Genomic DNA, 19744 nt, shown 5'->3' with positions numbered 1-19744 from the left:
GGGCCTGACGGACGTCGTGCCAAGTCTGACTGCGGATCGGCACAATCAGCGACCTTTCAGATAGGTCGCATTCCGTGCACCGTCGTCCCAACGACCGGAGCAGATCCGGCGCTATCAGGGCGGAACACACAATGCGCTTCATGACGATCCTTGCGGCCGGCGTCGGTCTGGCTGCCATATCCACGGGCGTCGCCTCGGCTCAGACGCAGGGCCAGCCGGCAACGACCGAACAGGCGGCCGCGGTCGACGACATCATCGTCACGGCCCGCAAGCGGTCCGAGCGTCTGATCGACGTCCCGGTGGCGGTCACCGCCGTCACCGCCGAGACGCTGGAGAGCCGGCAGTTCACCTCGATCCGCGACATCGCGGCCGTCACGCCGGGCCTGAACATCAACTCCGACGCCGCCGGACGCGCCTTCATCTCGATCCGGGGCATCGGCACGACCCTGCTGGACACGGTTCAGCCCGGCGTCGGCATCTTCGTGGACGGCGTCTATCAACAGAACACCTCCTATCTGAACAGCCCGACCCTGGCGGTCGAACAGATCGAGGTGCTGCGGGGGCCGCAGTCGACCCTGTTCGGGCAGAATACGCTGGGCGGGGCCATCAACGTCACGACCCGGCAGCCGTCGGACGTGCCCGAGGGCAAGCTGACAGCGACCTATGCCGGACCGGACAGCTACTACATCGTCGGCGGGACCGTCGCAGGTCCGATCATTCCGGGCGTCCTGGCCGGTCGTCTGTCGGTCGGCACGCAGCGGCGCGACGGCTTTATCGAGAACAGCCTGCTGGGTTTCGACGACGCCAACCGGCTCGAGCAGAACACCATCCGCGGCGCGCTGCGCTGGCAGGCCGGGCCCGCGGTCATCAACCTGAACGCCTATCATGACGAGGTGAACGGCACCAACCCGCTCTATGCCGTCACCACGGGACCGACCGTCTACATCGACGATGCGAGGACCAATTTCCGCAGCATCGCCAACTACGAATACAACGGCATCAACGGCCGTCTCCAGTTGCCGCTGAACGCGCAGCACGATCTGACCGTCATCGCTTCCTACGACAAGCGCGACGCCGACAGCGACAGCGACGGCGACTTCCAGTCGATCAACCTGTTCCGTTCGACCGCCGAGAATACGCTGGAAACAAGGAGCGTCGAGGCGCGCATCGACAGCCGCTGGAGCGACGACCTCACCTCGGTGATCGGCGTGTTCAGGTCGAACCAGACCCAGGACCAGACCTCGGCGACCCTGGTGGTACCGGCGGGTCTGACGGTCCCGGCCTTCGCCAACTCCGACGCGGACATCTGGGCCGTCTTCGGCACGGCGTTCTGGAACATCCAGCCGGACCTCGAGCTGACCGTCGGTCTTCGCTACGATCGCCAGACGATCGATTTCCAGAGTGCGCGCAACTCCCGCTACGAGGCCGAGGAGGTCCAGCCCCGGATCGCGCTGCGCAAGCGTCTCGACGACAACCACATGATCTACGCCTCGATCGCGCGTGGCTTCCGGGGCGGCGGCACGAACGGTCCGGGCGCGCCGAACCTGACCTATGACGGGGACTCGGTCTGGACCTACGAGGTCGGCACCAAGCTCAGCACCGAGGACCGGCGGATCTCCCTGCAGGGTGCGGTCTTCTACAACGACTACAAGGACATCATCGCCGCCAACAGCCTGGCGCCCTCGACCACCGGGGCCGGGATCGTCGGGATCAATCTGAACACCGGCGACGCGCGATCGTATGGCGTCGAGGCCGAGATCACGGCCGACCTGACCGACGCCTGGACGATCCGGGCCAGTGGCCTGCTGCAGAATGCCCGGATCACCGACGACACACGGTACCGTCAGACGACCGGCCGCCTGCTGCCCACCGACCGCATCCCGTTCCAGCCGGACTGGACCCTGAGCCTGCAGAGCGACTACGTCGTCCCGCTGGGTCAGGGAGAGCTGACCTTCTCGGGCGGCATCGTCGGCAAGGGCGACCGGATCGGCGCAGGCCTGTCGAGCACCTTCGCCCCTGAACTGGACAGCTATTTCCTCGCCAATGCGACGATCTCCTATCGCGTCAACGGCATGGAGTTCGCCGTCTTCTCCAACAACCTGTTCGACGAGGACTACTATGAGTCCTACATCGATTCCTCGACACTGACCGCCGCCGGCCTGCCGGCGCTGGGCAGCCTGGGGCAGGTCGGTGACGGTCGGCGCGTGGGGGTCCGCGTGGGGTACAGTTTCTAGGTCAGCCCGGGTTGGAACGACAGTGAACGCCTTGCCTCTCTCGCTGGAGTCGACCCGCCTCCCCGACGGCTTCATCGCAAGCCTTCGGGGAGTGTTCGGTGACCGGCTTCACCTCGGCGAGGCGATGCGGGCCCAGCACGGGGCCAGCGAGGCGCATTTCCACACCGTGCTGCCAGACGCGGTCGTCTTCGCCCTCTCGACCGAGGAGGTGGTGGCGGCGGTCAAGCTGTGCGGGGCCGCGGGCGTGCCGATCATCGCCTATGGCGCCGGCACCTCGATCGAGGGCAATACGACCCCGGTCAACGGCGGCCTGACCATCGACCTGTCGCTGATGGACCAGATCGTCCAGGTCAATGCCGAGGACTTCGACGTCACGGTCCAGGCGGGGTGTCGGCGCGAGCAGTTGAACGAACACCTGCGCGACGTCGGCCTGTTCTTCCCCATCGATCCGGGGGCCAATGCCACCATCGGCGGCATGGCCTCGACGCGGGCGTCGGGCACCAATGCCGTGCGCTACGGCACCATGCGGGAGGCGGTGCTGTCGCTGCGGGTCGTCACGCCGGATGGACGGGACATACGCACGGCCCGCAGGGCCAGGAAGTCGGCGGCCGGCTATGACCTGACGCGGCTGTTCGTGGGGTCCGAAGGCACGCTGGGCATCATCACCGAGATCACCCTGCGGCTGCACGGCATTCCGGAATCCATCCTGTCGGCGGTCTGCAGCTTCGAGACCCTGGCCGGGGCGGTCGATACGACCGTCCAGGCCATTCAGCTCGGCGTGCCGCTGGCGAGGGTCGAGATTCTGGACGACGTCCAGATGCGGGCCGTCAACGCCTGGTCCAACCTCGACTATCCGGAGAAGACGACGCTCTTTTTCGAGTTCCATGGCTCGGAGCGCTATGTCGAGGAGCAGGTGGCGACCGTCTCGGCCCTCGCGTCGGACAATGGCGGCGGAGCGTTCCAGTGGTCCAGCCTGCCCGAAGAGCGCGCAAGGCTGTGGAAGGCGCGGCACGAGGCCTATTACGCTGCGATCGGCCTGCGCAAGGGCTGCGTCGGCTGGCCCACCGACGTCTGCGTTCCGATCAGCCGCCTGGCGGAATGCATCACCGAGACCAAGAAGGATCTGGAGGCCGCCTCCATCCCCGGTCCGATCCTGGGCCACGTCGGCGACGGCAATTTCCACGTCGTCTTCGTCATCGATCCGGACAAGCCCGAAGAGGCGGCCGAGGCCGAGGCCCTGAACCGTCGCCTGGTCCAGCGCGCCCTCGACATGGACGGCACCTGCACCGGGGAACACGGCATCGGTCTGGGCAAGCAGGACTGGCTGGTCGCCGAGCTGGGCGATGCGGTCGACATCATGCGCACGATGAAGCGGGCCCTGGACCCCCAGAACCTGTTCAACCCGGGCAAGATCTTCACGCTGTAGCCAACCTATCAGATAGCTATTGCGAAACCTGTCAGATAGGTCCACCGTGGCTTCAGCCTCCGCAGAGAGGCGGGAGGAACATCATGGATCAGTCGCCGCCCGTGGCCGTGGCCCGTCGCTGCCTCGTCGTTTCGCCTGAACTCACCGTCCTGATCGGTCGAGGGCCGTTCGCCGATTTCCCCATGCCCGACGCGGCGGTCGCCGCCGTCTTCGGCTTCGGCACCATCGACACGCCGGCGACCCTGACCCTCGCGGGGATCGCCCATGCGCAGGACCTCGTCGGCGAGGACACGGGCGTCACCCGCATCCTGCTGTTGATCGCAGCCTCGGGGCTGGCGCGCATCAGCGCCCTCACCCTGCCCGGTGCCGACGACCGCCTGACCTATCATCTGCCCAGCGACCTGCGGGCCATCGCCCTGGCCCTGCGCGACTGTGAACGCGTCAGCGAGGCCGGTGACATCTATCGTACCGCCAAGTCGATCGAGCTGCTGTGCGAGACCTGGAGCGCCCTGGACAAGGGCGTCATGGTGCCGGTCGCGGGCGACAGCGACATGTCGCGCGCCGACAGCCTGCGTCTGCTGACCGCACGCCGACTGATCGACGAACAATGGCGGGAGAAGCTTTCCCTGCATGGCATCGCCGCCCAATGCGGTCTCAACCGCGAAAAGCTGACCCGAGGGTTTCGCCAGATGTTCGCCTGCAGCGTCGCCGAGGCGCTGGCCGAGCGCCGCCTGACCCAGGCCAGTCTGATGCTGGCCACCACCGACCTGCCGGTGTCCTCGGTCGGTTATGAGAACGGCTATCTGAACAACGCCAGCTTCGCGCGGGCCTTCGGGCGTCGTTTCGGCCAGTCTCCGTCGGACTATCGCGCCGCCCGGATCGCCGCCTGATGAGTGCCGTGAGCATGAGCGGCCCGACCGGAGGCGAGGGCGGCTCTCTCGTCCAGCGGGCCATCGACACCGTTCGCAATCATATTCGGACCGAGGGGCTCCGCGTCGGCGACTCCTTGCCGGGCGAGGGGCATTTCGCCGTCAAGCTGGGTGTCAGCCGGGCCGTCATGCGCGAAGCCTTCGGCGTGCTGGCGGCGCTGCGTCTGATCGATGTCGGCAATGGCCGAAAACCGCGTGTCAGTGCGATCGACGGCGCCGTGATCGCCAGCTCCCTCGACCACGCGGTCTCCACGGCCCAGATCTCGGTCGCCGAGGTTTGGGACGTTCGCCGGACCATCGAGCTTCGCACCGCCGCTCTCGCCGCCCAGAACCGCACCGATGCCGAAGCCCAGGTCATCGTCGATCTGGCCGAGGCCATGGATCGCGACCACGACGACATGACCAGGGTCGCCGCCCACGACATCGCCTTTCACGCCGCCATCGCGCGCGCCGGCAGGAACGCCCTGTTCGTCCAGATCGTGGCCTCGTTCGGGCCGCTGATGGAGGAGGCCGTCCCCGCCGCCTGGAAGACCCGGGTCGCCGAGGAAGATCGGGTCTCGACTCTCGAGCGTCACCGGGCGCTGGCCCGCGCCATTCTGAACCGCGACGTCGAGGCCGCCATCGAGGCCATGGACGCCCATTTCGACGCCTCGATCGGCGACATCCTGCGAGGGCTCTCGCACCCGGAGACGGTCCATGCATGATCCTTCCGCCGCCGTCATACCGGCGGCCCCCCAACCCGGGCGCGAGGTCGCCCGGCCGCGCGCGGTCGGCCTGACCCTGACGATCCTGGCGCTCAGCATCGCCAGCGGCTGCGCCATCCAGGCGGCGTTCAGTCCCGTGCAGGAGTTCGCCCGCACCGACCTGGGCATGAGTGACCTGCAGCTGGGTCTGGCCCAGGGTATGGCGACGGCCGTGCCCGCCGCCCTGCTGTCGATCCCGATCGGCTGGATGGCGGATCACAGCAACCGTGTGCGCATGATGCGAGTGCTCGCGGTCCTCTGGAGCCTCGGGGCCGCGGCGACCGCCTTCGCCACCTCCTTTGAACTCCTGTTCGCCGCCCGGATGCTGTCCGCTCTGGGCCTGACCGTCGTCCTGCCCGTGGCGATCTCGATTGCGGCCGACCTCGCCCCGCCCGAAACGCGCGGCCGGTCGCTGCTGCTGTTGTCGATGGGCAAGGTGGTCGGCCTGGCTTTGGCCTTCGCCCTGGGCGGCGCGCTGTTCACGGTTCTGTCGAGCCGGCCCGATCCGCTTTTCGGCATGGCCGCCTGGCGCGCGACCCAGCTGATCTTCGCGGGCTTCAGCCTGGTCCTGGTCCTGCCGCTGCTGATGCTTCGCGAGCCGGTCCGCCAGGAGGTCGCCAGCGCCGGTGCCGGGTTCGGGGCATCGATGGGCGCCCTGTGGGCGCGGCGCAGCCTGCTGGTACCGCTGTTCGTGGGCCAGATCACGGTCATCATGGCCGATGCCTCGGCCAGCATCTGGGCGACGCCCGTTCTGATGCGGACCTATGGATTGCAGCCCGCTGACTTCAGTGCCTGGATGGGTCTGGTCCTGCTGGGCTCCGGTCTGGTCGGCACCCTCGCGGGTGGCTTTGCGGCCGATGCCGGTCTGAAGCGCGCGGGCGGGGGGGGCCTGCTGATGACCGCCGTCGTCGCCTCCGCCATCGGTGTGCCCGCCGCCCTGTTTCCGATCATGCCGGCCGTGCCCGGCTTTGCGATCATGCTGACGATCCTGCTGCTGGCCGGCACGGCGACGGGCCTGATCACCGGCACCGCCATCGCCGTTCTGGTGCCCAACCAGTTCCGTGCCCTGTGTCTGGGCTCATTCGTCGTCGTGGGGTCCTTCATCGGCTTCGGCGTGGCCCCCTCGCTGGTGACCGTCATCAGCGAGGCGATCGGAGGGCCCGGTGCGCTCGCGCCGTCGCTCGCGGGGGTCAGCCTGGCGTCCAGCATCCTGTCGCTCATCGCCTTCGCCCTTGCCGCGAGGGCCGCACCCGGACGGACGTGACCGCGCCCCGGCTGTCACGCGCGACGCTGGACCGTCTGCCCCGTGACATCGCCGGCCTGACCTACGACCCCCGGGCCATCACGCCCGGTATAGTCCACATCGGGCCCGGCGCGTTCCATCGCGCCCATATGGCGCGCTACGTCCATGCCCTGATGAACCGGGGACAGGCGATGGACTGGGGTATCGTGGGGGTGGGCCTGATGCCCGGCGACGCCCGCGTGTGCGAGGCGCTGGGGCCACAGGACGGCCTCTACACCCTGATCGAGCGCGACGACGATCGCGCATCGGCCCAGGTCGTCGGCTCCATCACCGACATCCTGGGGCCCGGAGCTGTGGACAGGGTTCTGGACCGAATCCAGGCTCCCGGCGTCCGGATCGTCAGCCTGACGGTCAGCGAGACCGGCTACTGCCTGGACGCCGAAACCCGTCGGCTGGACTTCTCCCATCCCGCCATCGTCGCCGATCTGGCCACGCCGCGCGCGCCGACCAGCCCGATCGGGATCCTGGTCGAAGCCTGCCGTCGTCGCAGGGACGCGGGCCGGCCTGCCTTCACCGCATTGAGTTGCGATAACCTGCCCGGGAACGGGCGATTGCTCCGGAATGCGGTGCTGGCCCTGGCCGGGCGGATCGACGCCGGGCTGGCCGAATGGATCGGCACCCATGCCCGGTTTCCCGGCACCATGGTCGATCGCATCACGCCCGTGACGCGGCCCGCAGATGTCGCGGCCTTCGAGGCGGCGTACGGCATCGCGGATCGCTGGCCCATCTTCTGCGAGCCCTTCACCCAGTGGGTGATCGAGGATGATTTCGCCGACGGCCGTCCGGACTGGGAGGCCGTCGGGGTCCAGTTCACGGCCGACGTCGAACCGTTCGAGCAGATGAAGCTGCGGCTGCTGAACGCCAGCCATCTGGCCCTGGCGTCCGTCGGCTGGCTGGCGGGTCATCGAATGGTCGCCGAGGCGATGCGCGATCCGCGACTGGAGCGCTACATCCGCGCCCTGATGCGCCGGGAAACGGCACCGACCTTGCCGGCGGCCCTGCCGGTCGATCTTCAGGCCTATCAGGACAGGCTGGTGAAGCGGTTTTCCAACCGGACGCTGGAGGACACGCTCGAACGGATCAACACCGATGCGTCGCTCAATCTGCTGCTCGATCCCATCCGGGACAGACTGGAACAGGGGCGACCCTTCAACCGGCTGGCGATCGCCGTGGCGGCCTGGATCCGTCGGCTGGCGACGATCGGCGATGGGGCGCTGGTCCTGCGCCATCCCCTGGCAGACGATCTCAGGGCACGCGCGCGGTCCCGGGCACCCGACCCCGGACCCGTTCTCGCCATGACGGACATCTTCGGCAGCCTGTCCGGAAACCCCGTGTTCGTCGCCGCCGTGCGCCGGTGGTCGAGCGCGCTGGACCGCGCCTGTCCGGGCATTCAGGGCTCGCGTTCAGCCTAGATGTGCTGATGCGATGGCTCGCGTCGTCACGTCCGGCGTCGCCCGTGCCCTTCTCATGGGTTGAGGTCGAGGCCCCGGGAGCCGATACAGCGGCGCATGAGCGACACGCCCCCCGCCGACATGACCTATGCGCGCTATCTGGACCTGGACCGGCTGCTGTCGGCCCAGAACCCTCTCAGCGACCAGCACGACGAAATGCTGTTCGTCGTCATTCACCAGGCCAAGGAGCTGTGGCTCAAGCAGATCCTGCATGAAGTCGCCCTGGCCAAGACCCTGGTGCGCTCGGGCGACCTGGTTCCGGCCTACAAGAGCCTGGCCCGGGTCAGCCGCATCCAGGCCGTGATGACCCAGAGCTGGGACATTCTGGCCACCATGACGCCGGCGGACTACCTGATGTTCCGGGGCGTGCTGGGGTCCAGTTCCGGCTTCCAGAGCGACCAGTTCCGGCGTCTCGAGACCATGCTGGGCCTGAAGGATCCCAAATTCCTGGTGTTCCAGGAAGACCGGCCCGAGGCGCACGCCGCCCTGTCGGCCGCCCTGGCCGCGCCCAGTCTCTACGACGACGCCCTGTCGCAACTGGCAGCGGCGGGCATGCCGGTGCCCGAGGCCGTCCTGAACCGCGACGTCAGTCAGCGCTATGTGCCCGACGAGGCCGTCGAGGCCGCCTGGCTGGAGGTCTATCGCGACACCGGCCGATGGTGGGAGCTGTACCAGCTGGCCGAGAAGCTGGTCGATCTGGACGACGCCCTGGTCACCTGGCGGCACAAGCATGTGGTGACGGTAGAGCGCATCATCGGACGCCGTCGAGGCACAGGCGGGACCGACGGCGTCGGCTATCTGTCATCGACGCTGGAGCGGCGGTGCTTCCCGGAGCTGTGGTCGCTGCGCACCCGGCTCTGACAACGCTGCGGCCGGTCGGGCGGCGCGGTCTGGACGGGAAAGGAATGGTGGACGCGACAGGGATTGAACCTGTGACCCCCTCGATGTCAACGAGGTGCTCTCCCGCTGAGCTACGCATCCGCCAAGACGGTTCCGGACAGGTCCGGAACGGGAAGGAGGGGTCTATACCCCAGCCCATGCGAAGGCCGCAAGGGCGAAACCGGGGCGATATTCAGGCCGCCGCGCACATCTTGTCGACCTCGGCGACCAGGTCGCGCAGATGGACGGGTTTGGACAGGACCTTGGCCTGGGGGCTGGCCTGGGCCGCGCTCAGGGCGACGGCCGCGAAGCCGGTGATGAACATGATGCGCAGGCCGGGCTGACGGGCGGCGGCCACGCGGGCGACCTCGATCCCGTCGGCACCGGGCATCACGATATCGGTCAGCAGAAGATCGTAGGGACCACTTTCCAGAGCGTCGATGGCCTCGTCGCCATTCTCGCAGTCCACCACCTCGTGTCCCGCCCGTTCCAGCGCCCGGGTCAGGAAACCTCGCAGCGATGAGTCGTCTTCGGCCAGCAGAATGCGCGCCATGCTTTCGTCGTCCCCCGGTTCAGGCCAACAGGCTAGGCCGAGAACGGTAAACCGGCCATGAAATTCATCGATCCGGCGACCGGCCGGGCTGTGGATGACGGGCAAAAACAGTCTATGCGGGTCGGGTGACCCCTGAGCCGAGCCCACATCCGCCGCCTTCGATCCCGTCGGGCGACGTGTTCGACATCGTCTGGCCCGGCGGACCGGCGGGGCGTCTGGTCTTCGCCTCGCCGCACTCCGGGGCTCACAGGCCCGATGACATGCGTTCGGTCCCCGGCCTGTCCCCGCTGACTCTGAGAAGCGCCGAGGACGTGGCCGTCGATCGCCTGATCGCGGTCGGCGCCGACCATGGTGTTCCGGTCCTGAGCGCCCGGATCTCGCGCGCCTATCTGGACCTGAATCGATCTCCGACCGAGATCGATCCGGTCCTGATCGAGGATGCGCCGATGGCCGAACCGACCGGCAAGGTCGCCGCGGGGTTCGGGGTGGTTCCGCGGCGTGCGGGTGACGGCACCCCGCTCTATGACCGCCGCCTTTCGCTGGCCGAGGCCGAGGGCCGGATCGCGCGGGTTCACACACCTTACCATGCGGCCTTGCAGGCCTTGATGGCTGCGGCCAGGCACCGTCACGGCATGGCCATGCTGGTCGACTGGCATTCGATGCCGTCCCGGGCGGCCGGTGTGCCCGGCCGGGGGCAGAGGAGCGTGGACATCATCCTGGGAGACCGTCACGGGGCGGCCTGCCGGTCGGCGACCTCACGTCGGGCGCGCGCCCTTTTCGAGGCCCGGGGGTGGCGGGTCGGGCTGAACGCGCCCTATGCCGGCGGTTATGCCACCCAGCACTGGGGGCGACCGGGGGCTGGATATGAAGCGCTACAGGTGGAGATCAACCGCGCCCTCTATCTGGACGAGCGCACCCTGGAGCCTTCGTCGGAGTATGAGAGCTTCAGGTCTGCCCTGGCCGGGGTGATCGCGGAACTGGCCGCCGACAAACTGTGACAGCGGCCAAAAAAAGCCGCGCCCGAGGGCGCGGCATAAAGTCTATAGGGAGGAAACGCCCAGGAAGGGCAAGACGCCCGGAGGCGTCGAAGTTCAAGCTAGGTTGCAATGCACAATACGTCAAGCAAGGTTTAACGCGCCTGCGATCACGCCGTGTTACCGACCGAAATGCCCGTGTGGCGCGATGCAAGCGATTTCACGGCGGGAAACGGACGCTCCCTATGACCGCCAATCATATTGCAGTGCAAAATGTCAGGTTCCGGACGCGCGATTGACCTCGATCAGCCGTCTTGCCGTACGGATCGCCCGGGCGGCCGGCGAGGCGGACTGACGCCAGACCAGCAGGGCGAACACCGACAGCACCCCGGCCGCCAGCCAGATCGGCCCGAACAGCCATGCGGCGGCGGCCAGGGCGAAATAGTATCCCCTGACCCCCTGGCTGAAGGCGGCAAGCGCCGGGTTCAGCACCTCGGCCGTGGCCTCACCGAAGGCGATCCGGTCGCCCTCCGAATGCACTTCCGGCGCGGCCCCGATCAGGGCCAGCGCATAGTTCATCTGCCGGATCGACCAGATGAAATCGAGTAGGCCTCGGGCCAGGCACAGCAGCACCAGGCCCAGCTTGGCCTCAAGCAGCTTGACCGGCACATCCTCCGCGCCGACGGCGGTGAACCCCTGCAGGGCCTGATCCCCGCCGAACAGGATGCCGCCGACCCCTGCGATCAGCAGCAGGTTGGACGAGGCAAAGAACGAACCCGAATTGATCGAATGCCCCAGAAGCTGGCTGTCCAGAAGCCGGATCTCCCGGTGCGTCATCGCCGTCATCCAGGCATGGCGGATGGTCAGCATGTCCGAGTTCAGCGATCCGCTGCGGTGGGCCAGGACGCGCAGCAAGGGGTCGTACCCCAGCCAGCACAGGAAGAAGAGCGCCAGTCCCAGCCCGTCGATTGCCGTCATTGCTCCGCTGTCTCCATGCGCGCGGCCCGCCATCGCGGCTTGCCGTGCAGCGCTGCAGGCCCTATCACGCCTGCCTCTCTTTCGCAGTCGCACAATCGAGCCCGGTATGAACCTCGACGCTATTCCCGTCGGACCCAACCCGCCCTGGGACATCAACGTCGTCATCGAAATCCCGCAGGGCGGCCTGCCGGTCAAGTATGAGATGGACAAGGCCTCGGGTGCCCTGTTCGTCGATCGCTTCCTGCATACGTCGATGTACTATCCCGGCAACTACGGCTTCATTCCGCATACCCTGTCGGACGACGGTGACCCCTGCGATGTCATCGTGCTGAACCCGACGCCGGTGGTGCCGGGCTGCATCATCCGTTCGCGCCCGATCGGCGTGCTGAAGATGGTCGACGAGGCCGGTGGCGACGAAAAAATCCTGGCCGTGCCGGTCGACAAGCTGAACCCCTACTACACCGATATTGCCAGCTATCGGCAGCTGCCGACCATCCTGGTCGAGCAGATCGAGCACTTCTTCAGCCGCTACAAGGACCTGGAAAAGGGCAAGTCGGTCACGGTCCGGGGCTGGGGAGACGCTGGCGAGGCCGCCGAGCTGATCGCCATCGGCATGCGCGCCCATGAAGACGCCCAGGCCGCCAGGGCCAAGGGCAAGGCCGCCAACGCCGCCTGATTGCCGCAGGGACCGTCATCCCCATATGGCGGGGATGACGACGCTCTCGATTCTTGACCTTGCGCCGGTGCCCGATGGGTCCGATGTGTCCCGGGCCCTGGCCAACACCATCGACCTGGCCCGCCACGCCGAACGGCTAGGCTACAATCGTTACTGGCTGGCCGAGCATCACAATATGGCCGGTATCGCCTCGGCCGCGACCTCGGTCGTGATCGGAGCCGTGGCGGCGGCGACGACGTCCATCCGCGTCGGCGCGGGCGGCGTCATGCTGCCAAACCATGCGCCCCTGGTCATCGCCGAGCAGTTCGGCACACTGAACGCGCTGTATCCGGGCCGGATCGACCTGGGCCTCGGCCGTGCGCCCGGATCCGACATGGCGACCGCCAGGGCGCTCCGTCGCACCCTTGCCAGCGACGGCGACAGTTTCCCCCAGGACGTGATGGAGCTGCTGCACTGGTTTGAACCGGCCACTGACGATCAGCGCATCCGCGCCAACCCCGGCGAGGGCCAGTCGGTGCCGGTCTGGATTCTCGGCTCCTCGACCTACGGGGCGCAACTGGCGGCGCATCTGGGCCTGCCCTATGCCTTCGCCAGTCATTTCGCCCCGGGCGAGATGATGTCGGCGATCCGCATCTATCGCGAGACGTTCCGCCCCTCGGCGCGCCTGGCCAGGCCCTATGTGATGCTGGGGTTCAATGTCTTCGCCGCCGATACGGATGCCCAGGCCCAGGCCCTGTTCTCCTCGGTCCAGCAGGCCTTCGTGAACCTGCGATCGGGACGGCCCGGCAAGCTGCCGCCGCCACGGCCCGGCTATGCGGACGCCCTCGGCGAGGGCGAGCGGGCCATGATCGGACAGGCCCTGGCCTGTTCCGCCGTCGGCTCCCCCTCGACCGTGCGGACAGCCGTGGACGCCTTTGTCGCCCGGACCGGGGCCGACGAGCTGATGGTCACCAGCCAGATCTGGGATCCGGCCGCGCGCGTCAGATCCTATGAACTGCTGGCCGAAGCGATGCGGCCCATGGCTCTGGCGGGCTGATCAGGAGGCGTGCCGACCGCACCGGGCACGGGATCCAGCCCCAGAGCGCCTGAAACTTTCGCGAAATGGTCCGACCAGGAGGGTGCACTGTAAGGCGGCGTCTCCGGCGGCCGCCGCATCGCCGCCTCGATCGCCGCCAGCCAGCCGACTCCATCCAGCGGATCGATCAGCAACGCCCCCGGCACAAGCTCGCGATGCGCGGGAATGTCGGAGGCGATCAGCGGAATGCCCAGGGCGCAGGCCTCCACCGCCGGCAGGTCGAATCCTTCCACGGAGGAGGGGGCAAGAACGGCGCAGGCACCGGCCATCAGGTCGGCCAGCACCGTATCGGGAAGGTCTGAAGCCTGGTGGACCAGACCGCGAAGAGGCGGCGATCGCTCGAGGTGATCCAGAACCGCCTCATTCTCCCAGCCATACCGTCCGATCAGGACCAGCTGGGGCGCTTCGGTCCCCAGCTGTTCGGCCAGACGGCGCCAAAGAGTCAGCAGAAAGGCCAGGTTCTTGCGCGCCTCGATCGTCCCGACATGGACGAAATATCGGCCTGTCGGCGCACCGTTTCGAGCCCCCACGAACGACGGCTCAAGGCCCAGGTGGATCGCGTCGATCGGGGGCGGATCCAGACCTTCGCGCGCTGCAAAGGCAAGCAGCTCGTGGGCGGTGTATCGCGAGTTGACCAGAATGCGCGAGGCGTGCCGTAGCGTGCTCAGGACGCGTTCCCGATGCTTGTCGCCGTCGCCGGGTCGGCAGAATTCCGGATGGGTGATGGGGATCAGATCATGCAGCATCACGATCCGCTCGACGCCACGCGCAGCAAGGGATGCCAGGATCGTGGCGTCGACCAGGCCCGTATGACCCACATTGAAATACAACGCACCGTCCGGCAGCACGCTGGTCTGTCGCGGTTGCGGTCCGCTCAGAAAGCGCCACAGCCGCGACGCGGCACCGGTCCTGGCGACGGTCGGCGGCGGCGGCGTTCCCATGATCGATTCGGGCGCGCGTCCGGGCGTGGCCAGGGCCGCGATCAATCGTTGTTCGTCGGACGTGAGGGCTCGCTCCGACGCCCCGCCTGTCCAGCGCGCCCGCAGGCCCCGCACGCAGTCGCGGAACCATACCGGGTCCAGCGCCACCAGCTTTTCCTTGCGGGTCCGGACGGCCGTGACCGCGAGATCGGAACGCGACAGCAGCCATTCGGCATAGGCCAGACAGACACGGTCCACGCCTGTCGGCGCAGTGCGGTCGGCGCGGCTGACCAGCCGGCTGGCATCGAAGAGAACGGACAGGGTCAAGCCGGCTCCCCGATCGCGGCATCGCCTCCGCAGCACATCCGCAACATCGAATGCCGCAGATCACGCCTCGACACGTCAGGGAATTCAGTCAAGTCCAGCTCTTCGGCGGGGTTGGCGCTCATCGGCGTAGACCCTCGACCCCTGGGGGTCAACCGGCCGCCACGGCTCAGGACAGATAGCCGGCCTGCATCAGCTCGGCGACATGGACGATCGCCTGGGGCCGCCCGTCCCGAACCACGAACAGGTTGGAAATCCGGTTCGCCGTGAGCAGGTCGACGACGTCGCTCATCCGCTGGTCGGGGGTCACGGTGATCGGCTGCCGGTTCATCACGTCGTCGGCCACGACGCCCGTGACGTCGGCTGCAAAGGCCCGGCGCACATCGCCGTCGGTGATCATCCCCGCCAGCTTGCCGTCCTCGTCCAGCACGGCCACGGCCCCCTTTCGGCCGGCGGTGATGGAGGCGACCACGTCCGCGAAACTGGCCTTCAGCGGCACCGTGGGTGGCGGGGCGTGGTTGTCGCCCATCCACTCCCGCACGCTCTGCAGGCTCATCCCCAGGGCTCCGCCCGGGTGGTGCATGCCGAAATCCATGGCCGAAAACCCGCGCCGGTCCATCAACACCATGGCCAGGGCATCGCCCAGCGCCAGGGTCATTACGGTCGAGGTGGTGGGGGCCAGGCCGTTCGGACAGGCCTCCGCCACGCTGGGCATGACCAGGGCGACCGCCGACATGCGGGCCAGGAAGGAGGAGGCCCGCTGGGTCATGCCGATGACCGGAATGCCGTTTCGCTGGCAGAAGAGCAGGGGATCGCGCAGTTCGCGACTCTCGCCCGAATTGGAAATGGCCAGCAGCGTCGTGTCATGACGCAGCATCCCCAGGTCGCCGTGGCTCATTTCGGCGGGATGGACGAAGAAGGCGTTGGTGCCCGTGGACGCCAGGGTCGCGGCGATCTTTCCGCCGATATGGCCCGACTTGCCGATGCCGGTGACGACGACATAGCCCGGCCGCGACAGGATGATGTCGCAGGCGCGCGCCACGCTTGCGTCCACCGTCCGTTCCAGCGCCTGCAGGGCCTCGATGTTCAGCCGGATGACGGACCGGGCGTGCTCGGTCATCTCGCCGACGGCTTCGGGAGACGACATGATCTTGGCATCCAGAGACATGGCGACGGTTTAGCGAGCCGGGCCGCTGTAACGCAAGTTCACCGGCTCCGGGCCAACCTTTGCCGCTGTGGGGCGTTTGGGCACCGGACACCAAATACACCGTCTGGACAGAATGCCGTCAAACGCCGGAACACCCATCCCATGCCTGCCGCCGCCGCCCGTCTGCGCGCGTGCGGGGCTTGCTCTTTTTCTCGACCTGGATGGCGTTCTGGCTCCCATGGCCAGCACGCCGGACGCGGTCGTCGCCGATCCACGCCGAACCCGCGTGCTGCAGGCGCTCGATCCGGCGCTCGAGGGGCGACTGGCCGTCATCAGCGGGCGAACCCTGCCGGAGATCGACCGGATCGCGGGCGGTGCCGCACGCGCGGCGGCGGGCGTGCACGGCCTGCATCGGCGCGGCCGCGACGGATCCATCCACGCGATACCGCCATCCGCCGGGGTCGCGGCGGCCGTCGCGGATTTTCACGCCTTCGCCGCCGAACATCCGGGCGTGATCGTGGAGGACAAGGGCGTGTCGGCCGGCCTGCACTATCGCGGCGCGCCCCGGGCGGAGGCGGAGGCCCGGATCCTTGCCGAAGATCTGGCCGAGCGGGCCGGTCTGGTGGTTCAGCCCGGCAAGATGGTGGTGGAACTCAAGACCCCCGGTGCCGACAAGGGCACGGCTCTCAATGCCTTTATGGCCGAACCGGCGTTCGCCGGGACCATGCCCGTGATGATCGGCGATGACCTGACCGACGAGGCCGGCTTCAGGGCCGCTGTGGCCCTCGGTGGTTTCGGCATCCTCGTCGGTGCCCCACGCAGGAGCGCGGCACGCTACGGCCTGACCGATGTCGATGCTGTTCTGACCTGGCTGGAGGCCGTCGCCATGGAGGTTCAGCCCGCATGACCGGTCCCGCCCCTGACCGCCCGTCGCTGGATCTCGCGCCGATCGGCAACTGCGCCATTGCGGCCCTGATCGACCGCGCGGGTTGTTTCGTCTGGGCCTGCGCGCCGCGCATCGATGGCGATCCGGTCTTTTCCGCCCTGATGGACGGCGATGCACCCGAGCATGGCTTCTGGACCGTGGAGCTTGAGACCCTGGCCTCGGTCAGCCAGGCCTATGTCCGCAATACGCCGGTGCTCCGCACGGTCCTGATCGCCGATGATGGATCGGCGGTCGAGATCATCGATTTCGCTCCCCGTCACGCCAAGCATGCGCGCACCTATCGGCCGCTCGCCTTTGCCCGGATCGTCCGGCCCCTGTCGGGAACGCCCCGCGTCCGCATCCGCCTGCGTCCGTCCGCCGACTGGGGCGCGCGTCGGGCGGAGGTGACGTCCGGGTCGAACCACATCCACTATCTGTGCACGGACGTCACCCTGCGCCTGACGACGGACTGTCCTGTGTCGCATGTGCTGGACGAGCGCGTCTTTCGTCTGGAATCCCCGCTGCACTTCTTTCTGGGGCCTGACGAAGGCTACGATCAGGAGGTCGGCCCCGGCATCGGCGCCACGCTGGAGCGGACCATAGCCTATTGGCGTGACTGGGTGCGCAGTCTCTATATCCCGCTCGACTACCAGGAGGCCGTCATCCGCGCGGCCATCACGCTGAAGCTCTGCGTCTTCGAGGAGACCGGAGCGATCGTGGCGGCCATGACCACCTCGGTCCCGGAGTTCCCCGAGAGCGGGCGGAACTGGGATTACCGCTATTGCTGGGTCCGCGACGCCTATTACACGGTGCGGGCGCTGAACCGTCTGGGTGCGGTCGATATCCTGGAGAACTACCTCGTCTATCTGCGCAACCTGGTGGATTCCTCGGCCGGGGGTCACGTCCAGCCGGTCTATGGCGTGGGGCTGGAAGAGGACATCGACGAGCGGATCGTGACATCGGTCGCGGGCTACCGCGGCATGAAACCTGTCCGGGTCGGCAACCAGGCGCGCGAACATCTGCAGCACGACGTGTACGGACAGATCGTCCTGCCCCTCGTCCAGAGCTTCTACGACAGCCGCCTGCTGCGGGCCGGCACGATCGACGACTTCCATGCCCTCGAAAAGGTCGGGGACCGGGCCTTCGCCATGCACGACCAGGTCGATGCCGGCCTGTGGGAGTTCCGCACGATCGCCCGTGTCCATACCTATTCCTCGGTCATGTGCTGGGCCGCCTGCGACCGTCTGGCCAAGGCGGCCGACCGGCTGGGGCTCCACGACCGCGCGGTCGTCTGGACCGCGCGCGCAGCGATCGTCCGGACGCGGATCGAGGACGAGGCCTTCGTGCCCGAAGAGGGGCGCTTCGCCGCCAGCTTCGGCGGCCAGGAGCTGGACGCCTCCCTGCTCCAGATGGTCGATCTGGGCTTTCTGGAGCCCTTGGACCCGCGCCAGATCGCGACCTTCCACGCCATCGAGCGTGATCTGAAAAAGGGCCCCTATTTGTTTCGCTATGTCGAGCCCGATGATTTCGGCGCGCCGGAAACCGCATTCAACTTCTGCACGTTCTGGTTCATCGAGGCCCTTCACCAGAATGGCCGCGATCAGGAAGCGCGCGAGATCTTCGACCAGATGCTGAGCCGTCGCACCCATGCCGGTCTGCTGAGCGAGGACATTGCGCTGGGCGACGACGAGCTGTGGGGCAACTATCCGCAGACCTATTCCCTGGTCGGCATCATCAACTGCGCCGTCCTGCTCAGCCGCTCCTGGACGGACGTGCGATGAGCCGCCTGATCGTCGTCTCCAACCGTGTGTCGGCCCCGACCGATCCCGCCGCCGGCTCGGCGGGCGGTCTGGCGATGGCACTGTCGGCCGCCCTGCGCAAATACGATGGCCTGTGGTTCGGCTGGTCTGGGGAGACCACGGACCAGTTCACCGGCGACCTGAAATACGAGGATCGGGCGGGCGTGACGGTCGCCCTGGTGGACCTGGAGGCGCAGGACGTCGACGAATACTACAATGGCTATGCCAACAAGACCCTGTGGCCGCTGTTCCATCATCGGCTCGACCTGACGGCCTACGAGCGGTCCTACGGCGAGGGCTACGAGCGGGTGAACCGCCGCTTCGCCGAGGTGCTGGCCCCGCTGCTGCAACCTCATGACGTCATCTGGATCCACGACTATCACCTGATCCCGATTGCACGGGATCTGCGGCGCCTCGGGGTCAGGAACCGGATCGGCTTCTTCCTGCACACGCCCTGGCCGGTGCGCCAGCTGCTGGTGACCCTGCCGCACCATCGGCGTCTGGTCGAAAGCCTGTTCGCCTATGACCTGATCGGGTTCCAGACCCAGGAATGGCTGGACCTGTTCCGCGACTATGTGATCTCCGAGGTCGGTGGAGAGCTGTCCGGGTATGACGGGCTCGAAGCCTTCGGGCGAAAGGTCTGCGTCGGCGTCTTCCCCATCGGCATCGACGTCCAGGGCTTCCTCGACGCCCGCACCTCGCCGCAGGGCGCGCGGACCTATGACCGGATGGCGGCGTCCTCCGCCTTCCGGTCCATGATGGTCGGGGTCGACCGGCTCGACTACTCCAAGGGGCTTGAGGAACGGATGCTCGGCTATGAGCAGTTCCTGCACGACAATGCCGACATGCGTGGCGATGTCTTCCTGGTGCAGGTCACGCCGATCAGCCGCGACGACGTCGATACCTATCAGGACATCCGCGCCCGGCTGGATGCCCTGGCCGGCCGGATCAACGGTGAGTATGCCGATATGGACTGGCAGCCGATCCGCTATCTGAACCGCAGCTATCGCCGCGACCAGCTGGCGGGAATCTATCGCGCGGCCCGCGTCTGTCTGGTCACGCCCCTGCGCGACGGCATGAACCTGGTCGCCAAGGAGTATGTCGCCGCCCAGAACCCGGAGGATCCGGGCGTCCTGATCCTGTCGCGCTTCGCCGGGGCGGCCGAACAGATGGGCGAGGCCCTGCTGGTCAATCCGTTCAGCCGCGAGGAACTGTCCGACGCCATCAAGAAGGCCCTGACCATGCCGCTGTCGGAGCGGGTCCGGAAATGGCAGGCGCTGATGCAGGTCGTGCGCAACACCGACGTGGGGATCTGGCGCGACAGCTTCGTCGGAGCCCTGAAGGCGGTGGAGATCATCGGCGACGGCGATGCGCCCTTCCACGGACACGCCGACGCCGCCTGATCCGA

Annotated in this window: 17 protein-coding genes and 1 tRNA gene; 13 read left to right on the top strand and 5 right to left on the bottom strand. The window is 67.6% G+C overall.

The genetic code is table 11. The features are described from left to right. Window positions 1-131: 131 nt before the first annotated feature. The 7 genes from O3139_RS14470 (at window position 132) to O3139_RS14440 (ending at window position 8947) form a co-directional block, all read left to right on the top strand. The gene (locus tag O3139_RS14470) at window positions 132-2234 is read left to right on the top strand and encodes a TonB-dependent receptor (RefSeq protein ID WP_269514797.1); all 2103 of its coding nucleotides are present in this window, start codon (window positions 132-134) and stop codon (window positions 2232-2234) included. A gap of 22 nt (window positions 2235-2256) precedes the next feature. Next, window positions 2257-3660: an FAD-binding oxidoreductase gene (locus tag O3139_RS14465; RefSeq protein ID WP_269514796.1), complete on the top strand. Its 1404-nt coding sequence runs from the start codon at window positions 2257-2259 to the stop codon at window positions 3658-3660. An 83-nt stretch (window positions 3661-3743) separates the two neighbouring features. Further along, window positions 3744-4550 carry a helix-turn-helix transcriptional regulator gene (locus O3139_RS14460; RefSeq protein ID WP_269514795.1) on the top strand — a complete coding sequence of 269 codons (807 nt, stop codon included), beginning with the start codon at window positions 3744-3746 and terminating at the stop codon, window positions 4548-4550. Further along, on the top strand, window positions 4550-5293 hold the full coding sequence (locus O3139_RS14455) for a FadR/GntR family transcriptional regulator (protein WP_269514794.1): 744 nt from the start codon (window positions 4550-4552) through the stop codon (window positions 5291-5293). The genes O3139_RS14460 and O3139_RS14455 overlap by 1 nt, the downstream gene beginning before the upstream one ends. After that, entirely contained in the window at window positions 5286-6596 is a 1311-nt protein-coding gene (locus O3139_RS14450) for an MFS transporter (protein ID WP_269514793.1), read from the top strand. The genes O3139_RS14455 and O3139_RS14450 overlap by 8 nt, the downstream gene beginning before the upstream one ends. After that, window positions 6593-8047 carry a mannitol dehydrogenase family protein gene (locus tag O3139_RS14445; RefSeq protein ID WP_269514792.1) on the top strand — a complete coding sequence of 485 codons (1455 nt, stop codon included), beginning with the start codon at window positions 6593-6595 and terminating at the stop codon, window positions 8045-8047. Before O3139_RS14450 ends, O3139_RS14445 begins: the two co-directional genes overlap by 4 nt. 96 nt (window positions 8048-8143) lie before the next feature. Beyond that, entirely contained in the window at window positions 8144-8947 is an 804-nt protein-coding gene (locus tag O3139_RS14440; RefSeq protein WP_269514791.1) for a tryptophan 2,3-dioxygenase, read from the top strand. A gap of 45 nt (window positions 8948-8992) precedes the next feature. On the opposite strand, the gene O3139_RS14435 is transcribed toward O3139_RS14440, so the two are convergent. Together O3139_RS14435 and cpdR are read right to left on the bottom strand one after the other, a co-directional pair. Further along, a tRNA-Val gene (locus O3139_RS14435) sits at window positions 8993-9067 on the bottom strand. Between the two features lie 91 nt (window positions 9068-9158). Beyond that, a complete protein-coding gene (gene cpdR, locus O3139_RS14430; RefSeq protein ID WP_269514790.1) occupies window positions 9159-9518 on the bottom strand; it encodes a cell cycle two-component system response regulator CpdR in 360 nt (119 codons plus the stop codon). Window positions 9519-9643: 125 nt separating this feature from the next. Here cpdR and O3139_RS14425 point away from each other — a divergent pair, with 125 nt between their 5' ends. Further along, window positions 9644-10516 (top strand): N-formylglutamate amidohydrolase, encoded by an 873-nt coding sequence (locus O3139_RS14425; RefSeq protein WP_269514789.1) that lies wholly within the window; start codon window positions 9644-9646, stop codon window positions 10514-10516. A gap of 252 nt (window positions 10517-10768) precedes the next feature. Here the strand turns inward: O3139_RS14425 and O3139_RS14420 are convergent, their stop codons facing one another. Further along, complete coding sequence (locus tag O3139_RS14420) at window positions 10769-11470, bottom strand: DUF599 domain-containing protein (protein ID WP_269514788.1); 702 nt, start codon at window positions 11468-11470, stop codon at window positions 10769-10771. A gap of 106 nt (window positions 11471-11576) precedes the next feature. Between O3139_RS14420 and ppa the strand changes: the two genes are divergently transcribed. Both ppa and O3139_RS14410 read left to right on the top strand, forming a co-directional pair. Beyond that, complete coding sequence (ppa, locus tag O3139_RS14415; protein ID WP_269514787.1) at window positions 11577-12146, top strand: inorganic diphosphatase; 570 nt, start codon at window positions 11577-11579, stop codon at window positions 12144-12146. Window positions 12147-12180: 34 nt separating this feature from the next. Continuing rightward, window positions 12181-13182, top strand: a complete 1002-nt coding sequence (locus tag O3139_RS14410; protein ID WP_269514786.1) for an LLM class flavin-dependent oxidoreductase — start codon at window positions 12181-12183, stop codon at window positions 13180-13182. On the opposite strand, the gene O3139_RS14405 is transcribed toward O3139_RS14410, so the two are convergent. Both O3139_RS14405 and O3139_RS14400 read right to left on the bottom strand, forming a co-directional pair. Beyond that, window positions 13134-14468, bottom strand: coding sequence for a glycosyltransferase family 4 protein (locus O3139_RS14405; RefSeq protein ID WP_269514785.1), 1335 nt, complete (start codon window positions 14466-14468; stop codon window positions 13134-13136). The genes O3139_RS14410 and O3139_RS14405 overlap by 49 nt on opposite strands. 166 nt (window positions 14469-14634) lie before the next feature. Further along, window positions 14635-15612, bottom strand: coding sequence for a KpsF/GutQ family sugar-phosphate isomerase (locus O3139_RS14400; RefSeq protein WP_269514784.1), 978 nt, complete (start codon window positions 15610-15612; stop codon window positions 14635-14637). Window positions 15613-15745: 133 nt separating this feature from the next. Here O3139_RS14400 and otsB point away from each other — a divergent pair, with 133 nt between their 5' ends. From otsB to O3139_RS14385, 3 genes are read left to right on the top strand one after another with little or no spacing between them, the layout of a single operon-like run. Further along, complete coding sequence (gene otsB, locus O3139_RS14395) at window positions 15746-16519, top strand: trehalose-phosphatase (RefSeq protein WP_269514783.1); 774 nt, start codon at window positions 15746-15748, stop codon at window positions 16517-16519. Then, complete coding sequence (locus O3139_RS14390; protein WP_269514782.1) at window positions 16516-18318, top strand: glycoside hydrolase family 15 protein; 1803 nt, start codon at window positions 16516-16518, stop codon at window positions 18316-18318. The genes otsB and O3139_RS14390 overlap by 4 nt, the downstream gene beginning before the upstream one ends. Further along, a complete protein-coding gene (locus O3139_RS14385; RefSeq protein WP_269514781.1) occupies window positions 18315-19739 on the top strand; it encodes an alpha,alpha-trehalose-phosphate synthase (UDP-forming) in 1425 nt (474 codons plus the stop codon). Before O3139_RS14390 ends, O3139_RS14385 begins: the two co-directional genes overlap by 4 nt. Window positions 19740-19744 lie beyond the last annotated feature (5 nt).

Origin of the sequence: Brevundimonas subvibrioides, assembly GCF_027271155.1 — a bacterium.
Taxonomy (GTDB): domain Bacteria; phylum Pseudomonadota; class Alphaproteobacteria; order Caulobacterales; family Caulobacteraceae; genus Brevundimonas; species Brevundimonas subvibrioides_D.
The sequence above is the reverse complement of the archived record's forward strand: the minus strand, read 5'-3'. Positions and strand labels throughout refer to the sequence as shown.

Bases quoted from the DNA above. Each gene is read 5' to 3' on its own strand.
- O3139_RS14460 (WP_269514795.1), top strand. From the start codon at position 3,744: ATGGATCAGTCGCCGCCCGTGGCCGTGGCCCGTCGCTGCCTCGTCGTT.
- O3139_RS14390 (WP_269514782.1), top strand. From the start codon at position 16,516: ATGACCGGTCCCGCCCCTGACCGCCCGTCGCTGGATCTCGCGCCGATC.
- O3139_RS14385 (WP_269514781.1), top strand. From the start codon at position 18,315: ATGAGCCGCCTGATCGTCGTCTCCAACCGTGTGTCGGCCCCGACCGAT.
- O3139_RS14440 (WP_269514791.1), top strand. From the start codon at position 8,144: ATGAGCGACACGCCCCCCGCCGACATGACCTATGCGCGCTATCTGGAC.
- ppa (WP_269514787.1), top strand. From the start codon at position 11,577: ATGAACCTCGACGCTATTCCCGTCGGACCCAACCCGCCCTGGGACATC.
- O3139_RS14400 (WP_269514784.1), bottom strand. From the start codon at position 15,612: ATGTCGTCTCCCGAAGCCGTCGGCGAGATGACCGAGCACGCCCGGTCC.
- otsB (WP_269514783.1), top strand. From the start codon at position 15,746: ATGCCGTCAAACGCCGGAACACCCATCCCATGCCTGCCGCCGCCGCCC.
- O3139_RS14420 (WP_269514788.1), bottom strand. From the start codon at position 11,470: ATGACGGCAATCGACGGGCTGGGACTGGCGCTCTTCTTCCTGTGCTGG.
- O3139_RS14455 (WP_269514794.1), top strand. From the start codon at position 4,550: ATGAGTGCCGTGAGCATGAGCGGCCCGACCGGAGGCGAGGGCGGCTCT.
- cpdR (WP_269514790.1), bottom strand. From the start codon at position 9,518: ATGGCGCGCATTCTGCTGGCCGAAGACGACTCATCGCTGCGAGGTTTC.
- O3139_RS14450 (WP_269514793.1), top strand. From the start codon at position 5,286: ATGCATGATCCTTCCGCCGCCGTCATACCGGCGGCCCCCCAACCCGGG.
- O3139_RS14410 (WP_269514786.1), top strand. From the start codon at position 12,181: ATGACGACGCTCTCGATTCTTGACCTTGCGCCGGTGCCCGATGGGTCC.
- O3139_RS14470 (WP_269514797.1), top strand. From the start codon at position 132: ATGCGCTTCATGACGATCCTTGCGGCCGGCGTCGGTCTGGCTGCCATA.